The organism is Gordonia sp. NPDC003422, from assembly GCF_053588675.1.
In genome coordinates, this window is record NZ_JBSFQL010000023.1 from 86,072 (window position 1) to 100,634 (window position 14,563).

The window sequence follows — 14,563 nt, forward strand, 5'->3', positions numbered from 1 at the left end:
GGCGAGATGGCGTCCCGAGGCGCGACATCGGCGTGGCGTGAGTGCAGAAACTGCGTGTCTGGTCAGAAACCCGGTGCACACCAGCGGTTTCCGACCACACCTGCGGTTTCTGGCGACAAGTGCGGTTTCTGCGGCGAGACCGCGCTCCTCCCACTGTGAAACTATGATCACGTCGAAAAGGAGGGTCCATGTCTGAGACACCCGTATCCGAAGTACACGGCGCCAACGGCGAATCGATTCTCTGCGATGGCCTCACGGTGGCGAAGTTCCGGCATCACGGCAAGGACGAGGCCGCCCGCAATCCGGTCTCGACGTTTCGGGAACTGAAGATCTCGGAGAACACCTCGCTGTTCGGCAAACCCCGCAAACCGCGGGAGTTCACGGTCCTGCTCGCGATGTCGTCGATCATGAGTCTCACCGTCGACGAGGCCGGCAAGGCCGCGGTCGAATCGATGGTTGCCGGATTCCGACAGTGAACCGCCGGGACGGGATTCAGCTCGACGGGCGGCGGTAACGTTCGACGAAACGCTGCAGGATCGCGGCTGGGTGGCGGGCATCGCGTTCGCGCGCTGCGGCTTTCAGCGAGTCGGCCTCCTCCGGTGCGAAGTATCCGAACTCGCGGTAGACGTCGATCCGGGTCGACAGGCTGTCGGCGTCGAGTTCCGGATGAAACTGGGTTGCGTACACGTTGTGCCCCACCCGAAAGGCTTGCACGGGGCACGTGGGCGAGGTCGCGAGGTGGACCGCGACGTCCGGCAATGTCGCGGCAGCTTCCTTGTGACCCCCGTAGGCGTCGAAAGTGTCTGGTACATCGGCGAACAGCGGATCACGCCGGCCTTCGTCGGTCAGGCTGACCGTCACCGCCCCGACCGGTTCGCTGTACGCGCGATCGATCGTTGCCCCGATCGCCGAACCGACCGCACCGACTCCGTAGCAGCAACCCAAGAACGGGAAATCGGCCTCGACGACCCGGCCGACCAACTCCAGCAACTCCCCCTCGACACGACGCTGGGTGTCGGTCTTGGTGTCCTGCGGGTCGCTCACGTTGTACGGACCGCCGCCGAGAATGATGGCCGACCAGTCGTCCAGATCGATCGACCCAAGCGAACGTTGTGTGAGGTTGACGGCCGCGATGTCTGCCGGCGCGAGGCCACCGAGGCGTATAACCGACCGGTACTCATCGTCGGCCGCTTCGGTCTCGGCGCGGATCGACAGCAGCAGAAACGGCAGGTTGGACATCGTCATGTACGGCACACTACCTACGTCGCCACCCCGCCAGACACCAAGACCGCGGGCGGAAACCCGCGCTTTGACCCAAAGTCATCTGACCGTGAGGTCGATGTCGACCAGAACGAATTGGCGCACCCGGCCGGCGATCCCGGCCGTGCACGTCGACAACAGGGGCTCGGAGAACTGCTCACCGAGCACCACGTCGATCGGGCCGAGTTTCCCGGCGAGCCGCACCTGAATCTGATGATCGGCGTGCGTGACCGCGAGCGGCGCAAGGGAATCGATCAGATCGTCACCGGTCTCTTGCCGCACGAAATACTGTGCCGCCTGTACCGCGTGGGGCAGCGAGGTTCGGCCACGAAGCAGGGAATTGTTCAGCCGCCCTTGGGTATAGCGTCGGATCAGATCCGCGGCGTCCGCCGCTGTGTCGACGCGGCCGTAGCACAGGCCGTGCGGCAGCACGATCATCGTCGCGGCGAATCGGTCACCGCCCAGGTGCGAACACTCCCACGTCCATTCCGGGTATGCGGCGGCGATCGCCGCCGTCGCAGCCCGCCCGCGCACCGCGCAGCACCGGTCGTGTTTCCCGTGAGCGCATACGGCGATCACCGGATCGGCAGATGGTTCGCCGTCCGACCCGTCCAGGGCCAGATCCAGGTAGCCCTCGGGCCCGGCGACCTCGCCACCGAACACCGCCTCCGCACCCGGTTCGGCGTGCGCGATGAACCATCGCCAGCGCGGGGTGGCGTCACGTCGACCGGGTCGGCGGATGGCGACGATACGCATCTTGGCGGTCTCGACGCGGCGGACAATCGACCAGCCCAGGTCGGGGTCGATGGTGGTGGGTGACGTCAGGAACGCGGAGTGCCCCCACGGACCCGACAGCTCGAGCAGCACCCAGGAAACTCCCGCCGAGGCCGTCCCGTACATCGGGTCAGCACGATCGATGGACTGGTCACTGCACGGGCGGCGCTCAGCCATCAGCTGCGCTCGGAATCGCCGGATGCAAACGAGTCAGACGAGGCCGATTCCGCGGGCCGGGACACCACGACCACCGCTTCACGCAGGAGTCGACGTAGTACGACGAGGGCGTCGTGGGTGTCGAGGCCGGGTAGTTCTGGCGCGGTGTACACATGACCAGTCTGCAGTGCTCGCAGAGCTGGGGCACACAGCCCGGGGAAGGTCACCACGCGGTCAGGTAGCCGCAACTCGACTCGTTCGCCGTGTACCCGCACGGAAGCGATGAGCCCGCGCCGCCATCGCACGGCAGTGTCGTCTCCGAGGGCGGAGACCTCACGCAGTGTCGCGATGGGTCGCACGGCCGCGGGGCGAGTTCGTTCGGAGAAGCGCGCGGTGACCTTTGCGCCCACCGCCTCATCGAAGAAGGTCTCGCGCTCCCGAAGAACGTCGATCAACCCGGCGACCGCCTTGGTGGCGATCGCCGTGGTCTCATCGGGGTCGGTGAGATCGACGCCCATCGGAAGCGAGCTCCGTAGTTCGGAGTTGGCTGCGAGCTTGTCCGTGACCGCTCGGACGACATCGAAGACGGTGATCGCCGCGACACCGATTGTGAGGTGAATCGACGTGTGTCCCAGCGCTTTCGCGGAGTGCACCCAACCGCGCGGCAGATAGAGGGCATCCCCGGGTTCGAGGACCGTGTCGAGGATCGGCTCGTCGCGGACGCGATCCTCGATCGCTTCGCGATGATCGGTCCACGGTTGTGAGACAAGCGGATCGGTGTGCACCGGCGCGTGCACCGTCCACCGTTTGCGGCCGTCGGCCTGCAGGACGAAGACGTCGTGCACGTCGTAATGCGGATCGAAACCTCGATTTGCCGGTGGCGTGATGTACGCGTTCGCCTGCGCCGGGTGGCCGAGGTCGTCGATGAGTCCACGCACGAAATCGATGATCGGGGGCCACAGTCGGTGCAGGCCTTGCAGCACGATCGTGGCGCCTGCCGCGAATTCGGCCAGCACCTTGGCCGAATCGACCTGGTCGGGCATCTCGGCACCGAATCCGGCCGGCCCGGCGTAACAGTCGCGCGAGATGAGATCGCCGTCCTTGGCCATCCGGATGAACGGCGTGCGCACCCCGCGTTCGGCGATCAGTTCGTCGACGTTCTCCGACGACAGCAGATCGCCGAAATCACGGGGCAGCGCCGCAGAACGAGTGAGCAGCGGACGTCGACCCCAGACCTCGCGCGCGAACACGTTCGCATCGGTGCTGATGCAGCGACTCAGCATCGTTCTCGATTGATTACGTTGCGGTTCAGGCAGTTCCGTCGGCACCGCCATCGTGACCATCGGGGTTCGATCCGCCATCGGCCGGGCCTTCGCCGGGATCGGCGCTGCCGTCGGCGCCACCGTCGTGTCCCCCGGGGTTGGAACCACCGTCGGCCACGCCCTCACCCGGTGCGGCGCTGCCATCGGCGCCACCGTCGTGACCCCCTGGGTCGGAACCACCGTCGGCCACACCTTCACCGGGTTCGCCGACGCCCGTACCACCTGTTTCGATGTCATCATCTTCGATTGCCATCGGACATCCTCTCGTCATGTCGGAGTCGCGCGGATCCGGACTCCTCTCTCCAATATGGCGAGATCCATCTGAGGTTTCGTTGGTTTGACCAGATTCGCGTCTCATTCGTCACGCGAATCCGCTCCGATCAGAGTTCGGTCATGATGTCCGACGGAGAGGACGCCACATCGTCGAGGATTCGAATGTTCGCGGCAACATCGCGGCTCTCTCGGTCGGCGATGGCCTTGATTGCCGCGTCGAGCACACCGACGATGCCCGGCGGGTCGAACACCGACGCGCACTGCCGCGACACTTGAATATCGCGGGCAAGGATCGTCGGGCGTCGCGCGAACGACGGTTCGAGGGCCAGGACCGTCGCGAATCGCCAGGCACTGTCCCGCAACGCCTTGATCGCCTGGTTGATCACGAAGATCTGATTGTCCCGGAGCACCGCGTAGATGTCGGCCAGTGCCGGCGAGATGTCGTTGATGTCGGCGACGACCCCGTTGATCTGACTCGCCAACACCGCGTTGATGACGTCGAAATCATGCTTGACCGCGCGTAGGCCGCGCCGGCCCGTCACGTCGAGCGCGGCGATCCCGAGATCGAGGACGATGTGGCTGGTGATACCAGAGAGCATGTGCTGCACCACGATTGGTTTGACATCACTCGCGTGGTCGAACGTGGTGCGCCACGACCGCGTCGGCTTGGGGCACTCGCTCGGATGGAAGTATCCGTTGAACGCGTCGAAATACCTGGCGGCGAAGGCGACGTCGAGTCGTTCCAATCGCGGACCGTCGTCGAATGCGCCGTCGTCGATGGCCTTGCCCACGGCGAGCGTGATCCGCTTGTACAGCGCGGCGAAATAGCCCAGACGGCTGGCCTCGGCACCGGCCCATTCGAGGATGCCGTCGAGTGCCGCCACCACGTCGTCGATGGTGGTGACGGTCGGGACCGGCTGCGGAACAGCTTGCGCCACATTCGGGGGCATGAAACCGATTGTCGGCTGTTCGGTGGCATTGCGACAGTGTGGACGCCGCCGAGTCGGTTGATGAACCGACTCAGCGTGGTGCGGCTCAACGTGTCTGGTCGAGAACAAACCGCTTGATGTGGCCGGTCACCGTGTCCGCGGCGGCGAACCACACCGCGTCGACGCCGTCGACGAGTTGAAGAGTCGCGTTCGGCAGGTGGTCGGCCAGGTGGCGGCTATGACCCGGATCGACGTTGGTGCAGGCTCGACGATGAATCACCAGGACACGGGACTCTATGTCGGACAGCCTGTTTCGAAGGTCCGTGGTCGTCGCGGCCAGTCGAATCGCCCGCGCGGTTCCCGGCCCCGCCCCACGACGACCGATCCTTTCCCACCATGCGCGAAATCCAGGGTCGGCCGCCAAACTCGGTGCCACCAGCGAGGCTGTGTCCACCGGCTGAGTTCGCGCCGGGTCAACCGTCTCGTCGATGAGATCTCGCGCCGTCATCGGATCGAGGCCATGTGGGTAGTCCGGACCTCGCTGATAGCGCGCGTAGCAGTTGACCAAGACGCACCCAGCGATGTCGGCCGGGTGCCGCGCCGCATACTCCAGCGCGATCAGACCGGTGTCGAAGTTGGCGACCAGGATTGGCCTCTGCAGGCCGGCCGACTCTGCGACACTTTCCACGTCGTGCACCCAGACGTCGAGGGGCGAGCGTCGGTCGAGTGGTTCGGACAAACCCACCCCACGTCGGTCGAGACAGACGAGTCGGGCCACCGAAGCGAGGTCGCGGTGCGCGGCGCGCACATGCGGCTCGTCGAGAATCCCGTCGATCGTGATCATGGCGGGATTGAGCAGCAGGACGTCGGGCCCCGCGTCCGACAGCGCGACGTAGGCCGTGGCGCCGTCGGCGGTGTACCGAGTAACTGTCGGCGGCCCTCCCCCGCGTTCGACGCTCGACTCGGCGGGCGGCTCCAGCCCACCCAGAACCCGCGCGTGCGCAGCGACCAATGCGGGTCCTGGGTCGAGTCCGACGTCGAGCAGCGCAGCGCGTGCACGGGACACCGCCGCCAGCGCCTCGGCTTGCCGGTTCGAACGGCTCAGGGCGACAACGTAGTCCACCCACGACGACTCATCGACCGGATCGGCAGCCGTGATCGCTGCCAACTCTCCGAGCGCACGGTCGGGGTGATCGCCGCGAGCCAGGGACGCCAGATGCTCGCGCACCAGTTGTGTACGCTCACGTTGCCAACCGACCAGCAGTGCCTGTCCGCCACGAGTCGCGGGCAACTCCGGATCACCTCGCCAGCGCGCTCGTGCATCCGCGAGAATCGTTGCAGCCGAGTCAGATTCGGTGGGCACCAGGTGTCGGGCCCGCTCCCGGAGGTCGCGAACCTCGCTGATGTCGGTGGCGACGTCCAGGCGATAGGCATTCCCGACGGTCACGATCCCGTCGGGCAGGCCGGCATCGCCCAATGCTCGTCGGATGCGCGAGATGTGGGCGCGTACGGATTTCGCCACCGACGGCGGTGGATCATCCCAGAGCACATTGGCAATCTCGGCAAGTGAGAGCGTGGCGGGCCGGTGAAGTGCCAACAATGTCAGCACCTCACGCGCCTTGCGTTCGAGCACCAACCGGCACTCTCCTGCCGCACTCGCAGTCACCTCGGCATCGACGATGCGAAGGCCACCCAGCACGCCGATCACGGTCACATCACCAGTGTCACCCGGTCACCGCATCCAGACCACATCCATTTCGGGCGAATGCGCTGATCTCCTATTGGACATGAGCACGTACTACACAACCAATCGCTCGACGAGGCTGGTTTCCCGATTGAGCGCACGCGTCGATTGTCCCGTCATCACGCCCACCGACACGGACTACGATTCCGCGCGTCTGGGATGGAATCGCACCGTCACGGCGTCGCCCGACGTTGTGGCAATGCCGTACGGCCGCACAGACATTCAGGCGGTGGTGCGAACGGCGCGTGAGCTCGATGTCCCGCTGCACGTCCAGGCCACCGGGCACGGCACGCTGACATCGAGCACTTCTGGACTACTCGTCAACCTGTCGTCGATGAACGACGTGCACGTCGACACCGAACGCATGCTCGCGACCGTCGGGCCAGGGGCAACCTGGAACGACGTCAACCGCGCTTCTGCCGCACATGGACTCGGATCGCTCTCCGGTCGTTGTGGAACGGTCGGAGTCACCGGCTACACCCTCGGCGGCGGGTCGGGCTGGCTGTCACGCATCTACGGATACGCGGCCGACTCCGTTATGGAAGCCGAGATCGTCACCGCCACAGGAGATATGGTCACCGTCGACCGGTACCGGCACGACGATCTCCATTGGGCGATCCGGGGTGGCGGCGGCAACTTCGGCATCGTCAGTTCACTCACGTTCCGGCTGTTCCCCGCTCAGCGTGTCTTCTCCGGGATGTCGTTCTTCCCTGCTGAGCGTGCTGCCGACATCTTCCGCGCCTATCGTGACTGGTCGCTCGACGAGCCTGACGGGATGAACACCGCGGTGCTCCTGATGCGCCTGCCACCTGCGCCGACGATTCCCGACGCGGTGCGGGGACGCCAGGTGGTCGCGCTGCGGGCCTTCGCACTGTGCGACGAACGGGAGGGTCGTCGTCAGCTCCACGCGGTCCTGCAAGCGGCCGGGCCGGCGCTGCACGACGGATTCGCCGAGCGCGGGTTCGCCAATGCGAGCACCGCCACCAACGGACCGGACGCCCCACCCATGCCACACCGTCAGCTGATCCACCTGTTCGACAGCCTCGACGACGACGTGATTGCGCGCGTCATCGACGACGAAGGCCGGGCACCGGACTCACCGTATGCGTTCATCGAGCTGCGACATTGGGGTGGCGCGATGTCCGAGCCGGCGTCGGACGCCGGGCCTGCCGGGCACCGGGACACCCCGTTCTCGATCCTCGCGGTGGCGCCGTACTTGACACCGGACCGGCAAGGCGTCGACTCTGCGGTCGATCGTCTCGATCAGATATGCCGTGCGCGCGCCACCGGCGGTTCCTTCTTGACGCTGCTGACCCGGCCAGAGCTCACCGCAACGGCCTTCACCGACAGGCACTTCCGCAAGCTTCGAGACATCAAGTCACGGTGGGACCCCGACGACATCTTCCGGCCCTCCCACCAAGTCCCAGCACTGCCCGAATCCACCGGGCACACATCAATCAAGGAGTGAGCACATGTCCACAATTCTCGTCACCGGAGCCACCGGCAACGTCGGTTCCCGCGTGGTCGCCGACCTCGTCGCGGCCGGGGTCCGACCGCGCGTCTTGATCCGGGATACCGCCCGGCCGGTCAACCCATGGCTTGACGACGACTGTGTCGAGGTGGCGTTCGGCGACTTCGACGACGTCAGCAGTGTCGACGCCGCGATGAGCGGAACCGATCGGGTCTTCCTCACCTCCGCCGACGGACCGGACAAGGTCGCACACGAGAGCGCCGTCATAGCCGCGGCGCAACGCACAGGCGTCGAGCGGATCGTCAAACTCTCGGCGATGCACGCTCGCATCGGGTCGCCATTGCCCGCCTTCGACTGGCACGGGCGGATCGAACTCGAACTCGCCGACAGCGGGGTGCCGCACGTCCTCCTGCGTCCGGCGTTCTTTCTGGACAACCTGCTGATGGTTGCCCCGGGCGTGGCGGCGACCGGACACCTCGCTGCACCGACCGCAGGCGCACGGGCGGCAATGATCGACGTCCGCGACGTTGCCGCGTCTGCTGCGGGCGCGTTGATGTCGAACCGTGACTTGCGCGCCGGCTACTCGCTCACCGGACCGGAATCGGTGACCTTCGCCGAGGTCGCCGATGCCCTCGGTATCGCCACCGGACGGTCCGTCGTCTTCGACGACCTCACACCAGAGGAAGCCGCGCCCCGATTTGCGGGCGCCGGCCTGCCACCCTGGCTCGCTGCTCAGCTTAGCGGCGCGTTCGGCGTCATTCGCGACGGCGGGTTCGACGCGGTCTCCGATGGGGTTTCAGAGCTGACCGGGCGCCCGGCGCACGACATTTCTTCGTGGGTGCACATGCACGCCCCAGCGTTCGCCGAACCTGCCACGGCTGCCACGGCCGCGCGTCAAACCTGAGATCGTCAGCCGCTTGACGTGCCTTTGGGTACCGGACGTAGCGTGGTGCCATGACCTTTGCGGGATTTCCCGAGGCGGCGCTCGACTTCTACGACGATCTCGAGATCGACAACAGTAAGGTCTTCTGGGAAGCGCACAAGGAGATCTACACGAACGCAGTCGCCGCGCCGATGGCGGCTCTCACCGATGAACTGGCCGGGGAATTCGGTCCGGCCAAGATCTTTCGGCCCTACCGAGATGTCCGGTTCGCCAAGGACAAGACGCCCTACAAGACGCACCAGGGTGCGTTTGTCGCAGTGGGCCCGGCCACCGGGTATTACGTCCAGATCGGCGCACCCGGAGTGCGCGTCGGGGCGGGGTATTACGAAGCACTGGCCGAACGGTTGGCCGCGCTGCGCAAAGCCATCGACCACGATCGCCACGGACCGCAACTCGAGCGCATTCTCAAGAAGCTCAACACATCCGGCTGGGAAATCGGCGGCAATCGGCTCAAGACGGCACCGCGCGGATGGGATTCCGACCATCCCCGGATCGATCTGCTTCGACACAAATCACTCACGGTCGGCAAGGACTACGGTTTCGACGAGGTCATCCACGGCCGCGCGCTCGTCGACAAGATCCGCTCCGACTGGCGGGCGACAACACCACTCGTCGAGTGGATCGCCCGCCACGGAGCCAACTGACGTCCGCCGAGCGCCATCGTCAACCCAGCGTCTCAGAACACCAAGGGACCAAATACTCCTGCGCGGTCGGCTCGGCGATCGTATCGTCACACGCATGGAAAGCATGTGGATGATGCCCGCCGTTGCTCTGTTGTCCAGCGTGATCATCGGGATCGGTTTCTTCATCGGAATCCCGGGCAAGAAGGACCGCGACTGACACCCGCTTCGGCGCCCACTCCCTCACCACCGCAATTGCGACAGCGGCGGCGTTGGGAGCTGCCGCAATTGCGGCGCATCACGATTCGAACGCCGTCTTTCTCAACCTGACACCACGCGCGGACACGTCGTAATAGCATCGAGAAAGGTGCACGGGCACCGTGGAACTGCGGTGCCCGTGAGTGCACGAAAAGGTGCATCGCACCCGTGTTTCGGCACTCATAGGTTTCAGGCACTCAAAGGAGAGTCATGGCCACGAACTCCGCAGCCGATATCGTCGATAGTGTTGGCGGTCCCGGCAATATCGAAAGCCTCACCCACTGCGCAACTCGATTGCGTTTCCAACTGCGCGACTCGTCGCATGTGGATCAAGAAGTCGTCGAATCGGTTCCAGGCGTGCTCGGTGCCGTACCGCAACAGGGCAACCGTTATCAGGTGGTCATCGGCGGCGCTGTCGAGTCGGTCTACAACGACATCATGGCGCTGCCCGAGATGAAGGCCCGCGACTCCGCGGCCGCCATCAAGGCCGCCGAGCGCTCCAAGGGTCCGCGCGGGAAGTCCGCCTGGCTCGACTCACTGTTCGAGTACCTGTCCGATTCCTTCCGACCGATCCTCGGCGCTCTGCTCGGCGCATCGCTGTTCATCACGTTCATGTCCCTGATGAGCACGCTCGACGTGATCCCGAACTGGTCGAATCCCGATGAGGCATCGCAACTCTCACCGTCTTGGCAGTTCGTCAACCTGTGCTGGCAATGCGTTTTCGTGTTCCTGCCGTTGATGATCGCCTACAACGCGTCGAAGAAGGTCGGCGCCGACCCGTGGGTCGGCTTCTCGGTGATGGCGGTGCTGATGCTCCCGCAGTTTGCCGACCTCGAGCAGTACACGCACAAGGTCACCGTCGCAGGCCAAGAAATCCAGATCGTGGACGTCTTCGGCATCCCGCTGACATTCTTCGATTACAGCTCGCAGGTGTTCCCACCGTTGATCATGGCGGCGGTTCTCGGCTACTTGACCCGGTACCTGAAGAAGCTGATCCCGGACAACGTCCAGCTGATCTTCGTGCCGTTTCTCGCGATGCTGATCATGATCCCGTTGACGGCATTCCTGATCGGACCGTTCGGCGTCTACGTCGGCGCCGGTCTGGCGGACATCTTGAAGTCGATCAACGATTTCTCGCCGTTCATCTTCGCGATCGTGGTGCCACTCGCCTACCCGTTCATGGTTCCACTGGGTCTGCACTGGCCGATCAACGCGATCATGCTGCTCAACATCCAGCAGCTCGGCTACGACTACATCCAGGGCCCGATGGGCGCGTGGAACTTCGCGTGCTTCGGTGCGACCGCCGGCGTCCTCGTCTTGGCGTGGCGTCAGCGTGACCGGCAGATGAAACAGACAGCGACGGGCGCACTGGCCGCAGGTTTGCTGGGTGGCATCTCGGAACCGTCGTTGTACGGCATTCATCTGCGATTCAAACGGATCTACCCGCGATTACTGGTGGGCTGCTTCGTCGGTGGACTCATCATCGGCATCGGCGGCGGTGTCACGACCAACGCGTTCGTGTTCACCTCGCTGTTGACCATCCCGGCCTTCGACAGCGTGGTTCTCTATGGCATCGCCGTTGCCGCGGCGTTCTTCACCGCCATGATTCTGGTGATGATCTCTGGTTTCCGCACACCCGAACAACAGGCCGAGTTCGAGGCCATCCGCGACGCGGAAGAGCAGGAACGAGCCGAAGCCAAGGGGACCTCTCCGGTCTCGGGACCTGACGGTGGAGGCGGTGGTGGCGCCGGGCTGGCGGCGGGAGCTGCGGCCGGGGCGGCAGCGACCACAGCGGTGATCGACAGGCCCGACAGAGCGACAGCGACGCTGTCCAAAGCAGACGCCGACACCAAGGTGGCCGGGCCGGTGACCGAGATCGGTGCCCCGCTCGAGGGTGAAGCGGTACCCATCAGCGACGTCCCCGATCCCGTCTTCGCCAAGGGCACGATGGGCAGCGGTGCGGCGATCAAGCCTTCCGGCGACACGGTGTACGCGCCCGCCGACGGCATGGTGGTGGCCGCACAGCCGACGGGTCACGCCTTCGGTCTCGTCCTCGACGGCGGAATCGAGTTGCTGATCCACGTGGGCATCGACACCGTGCAGATGAAGGGCGACGGCTTCGACGTGAAGGTCAAGGCCGGCCAGAAGGTCACCGCCGGAACACCATTGGTGACGTTCGACAAGGCCAAGATCGCGGCGGCCGGGTACTCCGACATCACACCCGTCGTCATCATGAACACGAAGAAATTCCCGTCGGTCACCCAGATCGGCACCGGCCAGGTGTCGGTGGGCGATCCACTCATCGCCGTCGAAAAGCCGGCGCCGAAGGAGTAGCCGGGTCAGCCGACCTTTCCGTCGACGTAGTACCAGCGCCCGGACACCCGCGTGAACCGACTGAGTTCGTGCAGGGTGCCCGGGCCGTCTGGCGTCCGGTAGTAGGCAGTGAATCCCACTTCACCCGCCGAATCGAAAGGGGTTCCGGCACTGACCGATTCGACGTCCAGTCGGTACCACCGCAGGTCGTCGGCGAGGACGAGTTCCCTGGGCCGGGTGTCGGGCTGCCAGGTGTCGAGCAGGTAGTCGCGATCACCGCGGGCGAAAGCGGTGAAACGCGAACGCATCATCGCCTGGGCGGTCGGTGCCGGCCGCACCCGGCTCAACAGTGGTCCACAGCATTCTCCGAAAACCAGTCCAGAGCAGCACGGACACCTCAGCGAGTTCGGGTCGGGCCGATCGGTGGCGGTCATCTCGTGATCTTAGTGGTGCTGTTCATAAATTCGTCCGGGGTATTTGGACGGGGCCACTTGGGTCCGGCCGACGCCCGACCTCGCACTGCCGACATCGCGCAGCCGATTCGACGGCCATCATCGGGCCGACCTGGTAGACAAAATTCAGGAGTATCGAACAGGAACCGGATCGGGGCCGGCCGAGAAAGGAAGGCGGAATACCCATGGGAGACCACGTCTACAAGGTCGTGGAGATCGTCGGCTCGTCGACGTCGAGCACCGACGACGCCATCCGCAGCGCCATCGCCCGCGCTGCTGAGACACTCGACCACCTGGACTGGTTCGAGGTGACCGAAACACGCGGTCACATCGCGGACGGACAGGTCGCGCATTTCCAGGTGACCCTCAAAGTCGGCTTCAAGCTCGGGACCGCCGACGAGTCGTGAGCCAACCAACCCGACCGTCCGCCGGGTACGTCGAACATCGCTACGGCGGTGTCTCGGTCCTGATGGCCGACAACGGCGGAGCCGTCCCCTACGGCAACTCGGTCGTCGTGCATGGTTCGTCGGGGACGCTGGTGATAGATCCGTCGCTGGCACTGGACCGCGACCCGGTGGGCGCCGACGCGGTGCTGATCAGCCACGCACATGAGGACCACATCGCCGGGGTGCGCCATTTTGCGGCACCCACGTACACGCACGGACTCGACGCCGCTGCCGTCGCATCGCTCGAGGTGATGGTGGATCAGTACGGTCTCGACACGCAGGCCCGCGCCGAGATCGAGCAGTACATGGCCGACAGGTTCGAACTGGCACCCACCCGGCGGGTCGAGGGCATCGACGGCGGACACGTCTTCGACCTCGGTGACCGCACCGCGAGGGTGATCCACCTACCAGGGCACACCCCTGGTCACAGCGGAGTACTGGTGGAGCCCGACGGGTTCTTCTATGTGGCCGACATCGACCTCACATCGTTCGGGCCCATGTACGGCGACATCGGCAGCAGCGTCGACGACTTTTTGGCCTCCATCGCGGTCGCCGACGCGGTGGACGCCCGTTGGTTCGGGACCTTCCACCAGAAGGGTGTGATCGACGGCCGCGCCGAGTTCCGGACGCGGCTCGCCGCATATCGGGACAAGCTCCTCAGTCGCGAAGAGCGTTTGCTCGAGTTCCTGGACGAACCACGCACGATGGATGACATCGTCGGCCACCGACTTGTCTACCGCCCACACGTGCAGGCGCCCTACGTGCAGGCCGTCGAGACACGGACGGCGCAATTGCACCTGGAACGGCTGATCGGTGCCGGCGCGGTCGCCGAAGCCGAGCCCGGCGTGTTCCGGCGGGTGGCGTGACCCTGATCCGTCGGCGGTCAGATCCCGGCGGCCGCGACAAGCCGGTCGGCCAGCCGCGGTGACACGGCGGAGACCGCACGCAGCAAGCCGGCGTACGCGGGATACAGCTCGACCGGGCGAGTCGCGATGGCCCGCTCCACCCAGCGTGCGGCCTGGTCGGGAGTCAAGGTCGGCAGCGCGTCATAGTCGGCGGTCGGTGCGATCATCGGGGTTCTGACCAACGGAAAACCCAAGCTGGACACCGAGATCCCCGACTCGCGTTCTTCAGCACCGAGACTGCGCCCAACGCCGACAGCGCCGCCTTGGAAGAGTGATAGGCCGAGAACTTGGGCATCACCCCGCTGTGGTTCCCCACGTGCTGATGTTGATGATGTGGCCGGCTCCCCGTGCCCGCATCGCAGGCAACAGACCCAACGTCAGACGCACGGGGCCGAAGTAGTTGAGGGCCATCGTTCGCTCATAGTCGTGCACACGATCGGTGGCATCCCGGGCCCGTCGCCGTATCGATCGCCCTGCGTTGTTGATCAGGACGTCGGGTGAGCCGAACCGTTCGCCGATGGCGGCGACCAGGGCATCGATCTCGTCCGGTTTGGTCAGATCACAGGAGAACCACTGTCAAGGGACATCGGGAAGTGCCCACGGGCGGACGTGAAAACTGCCCGTAGACGGTCACGAAGGTGTGCCCGGTGGCGGACATGAATCTGCCCACTGGTCCACCACCGGGGGATGTCAGTTC

General features: G+C 65.2%; 14 protein-coding genes and 1 pseudogene. 7 read left to right on the forward strand and 8 right to left on the reverse strand.

All coding sequences use genetic code 11. The annotated features are described in order from the left end of the window. The first annotated feature begins 188 nt into the window (after window positions 1–188). Entirely contained in the window at window positions 189–476 is a 288-nt protein-coding gene (locus ACWDTF_RS18825) for a hypothetical protein (RefSeq protein ID WP_240855761.1), read from the forward strand. 16 nt (window positions 477–492) lie between these two features. On the opposite strand, the gene ACWDTF_RS18830 is transcribed toward ACWDTF_RS18825, so the two are convergent. The 6 genes from ACWDTF_RS18830 to ACWDTF_RS18855 form a co-directional block, all read right to left on the reverse strand. After that, window positions 493–1,239, reverse strand: coding sequence for a glutamine amidotransferase (locus ACWDTF_RS18830; RefSeq protein ID WP_240856030.1), 747 nt, complete (start codon window positions 1,237–1,239; stop codon window positions 493–495). An 81-nt stretch (window positions 1,240–1,320) separates the two neighbouring features. Next, window positions 1,321–2,211 (reverse strand): sucrase ferredoxin, encoded by an 891-nt coding sequence (locus tag ACWDTF_RS18835; RefSeq protein ID WP_355276054.1) that lies wholly within the window; start codon window positions 2,209–2,211, stop codon window positions 1,321–1,323. After that, window positions 2,211–3,473, reverse strand: a complete 1,263-nt coding sequence (locus ACWDTF_RS18840) for a cupin domain-containing protein (RefSeq protein WP_355276056.1) — start codon at window positions 3,471–3,473, stop codon at window positions 2,211–2,213. Before ACWDTF_RS18840 ends, ACWDTF_RS18835 begins: the two co-directional genes overlap by 1 nt. Window positions 3,474–3,498: 25 nt before the next feature. Then, complete coding sequence (locus tag ACWDTF_RS18845) at window positions 3,499–3,765, reverse strand: BatC protein (protein WP_240855766.1); 267 nt, start codon at window positions 3,763–3,765, stop codon at window positions 3,499–3,501. Window positions 3,766–3,892: 127 nt separating this feature from the next. Next, the gene (locus tag ACWDTF_RS18850) at window positions 3,893–4,735 is read right to left on the reverse strand and encodes a DUF5995 family protein (protein ID WP_240855769.1); all 843 of its coding nucleotides are present in this window, start codon (window positions 4,733–4,735) and stop codon (window positions 3,893–3,895) included. A gap of 85 nt (window positions 4,736–4,820) precedes the next feature. After that, window positions 4,821–6,428: an alpha/beta fold hydrolase gene (locus ACWDTF_RS18855; RefSeq protein ID WP_240855770.1), complete on the reverse strand. Its 1,608-nt coding sequence runs from the start codon at window positions 6,426–6,428 to the stop codon at window positions 4,821–4,823. 73 nt (window positions 6,429–6,501) lie between these two features. On the opposite strand from ACWDTF_RS18855, the gene ACWDTF_RS18860 reads away from it, so the two are divergent. The 4 genes from ACWDTF_RS18860 (at window position 6,502) to ACWDTF_RS18875 (ending at window position 12,084) form a co-directional block, all read left to right on the forward strand. After that, window positions 6,502–7,926: an FAD-binding oxidoreductase gene (locus ACWDTF_RS18860; RefSeq protein WP_449754841.1), complete on the forward strand. Its 1,425-nt coding sequence runs from the start codon at window positions 6,502–6,504 to the stop codon at window positions 7,924–7,926. A gap of 4 nt (window positions 7,927–7,930) precedes the next feature. After that, entirely contained in the window at window positions 7,931–8,833 is a 903-nt protein-coding gene (locus ACWDTF_RS18865) for an NmrA family NAD(P)-binding protein (protein ID WP_355276062.1), read from the forward strand. Between the two features lie 50 nt (window positions 8,834–8,883). Further along, window positions 8,884–9,516 carry a DUF2461 domain-containing protein gene (locus ACWDTF_RS18870; protein WP_449754842.1) on the forward strand — a complete coding sequence of 211 codons (633 nt, stop codon included), beginning with the start codon at window positions 8,884–8,886 and terminating at the stop codon, window positions 9,514–9,516. Window positions 9,517–9,960: 444 nt separating this feature from the next. Next, on the forward strand, window positions 9,961–12,084 hold the full coding sequence (locus tag ACWDTF_RS18875; protein WP_449754843.1) for a glucose PTS transporter subunit IIA: 2,124 nt from the start codon (window positions 9,961–9,963) through the stop codon (window positions 12,082–12,084). A gap of 5 nt (window positions 12,085–12,089) precedes the next feature. Here ACWDTF_RS18875 and ACWDTF_RS18880 read toward each other — a convergent pair whose 3' ends face one another. After that, window positions 12,090–12,497 carry a YchJ family protein gene (locus ACWDTF_RS18880; RefSeq protein ID WP_449754844.1) on the reverse strand — a complete coding sequence of 136 codons (408 nt, stop codon included), beginning with the start codon at window positions 12,495–12,497 and terminating at the stop codon, window positions 12,090–12,092. Window positions 12,498–12,700: 203 nt separating this feature from the next. Here ACWDTF_RS18880 and ACWDTF_RS18885 point away from each other — a divergent pair, with 203 nt between their 5' ends. Further along, the gene (locus tag ACWDTF_RS18885; RefSeq protein ID WP_240855780.1) at window positions 12,701–12,922 is read left to right on the forward strand and encodes a dodecin; all 222 of its coding nucleotides are present in this window, start codon (window positions 12,701–12,703) and stop codon (window positions 12,920–12,922) included. Window positions 12,923–12,984: 62 nt separating this feature from the next. Beyond that, window positions 12,985–13,827, forward strand: coding sequence for an MBL fold metallo-hydrolase (locus ACWDTF_RS18890; protein WP_240856033.1), 843 nt, complete (start codon window positions 12,985–12,987; stop codon window positions 13,825–13,827). Between the two features lie 17 nt (window positions 13,828–13,844). Here ACWDTF_RS18890 and ACWDTF_RS18895 read toward each other — a convergent pair. After that, window positions 13,845–14,430 (reverse strand): annotated as a pseudogene (locus ACWDTF_RS18895) (SDR family NAD(P)-dependent oxidoreductase); the annotation flags it as partial. Window positions 14,431–14,563: the final 133 nt, after the last annotated feature.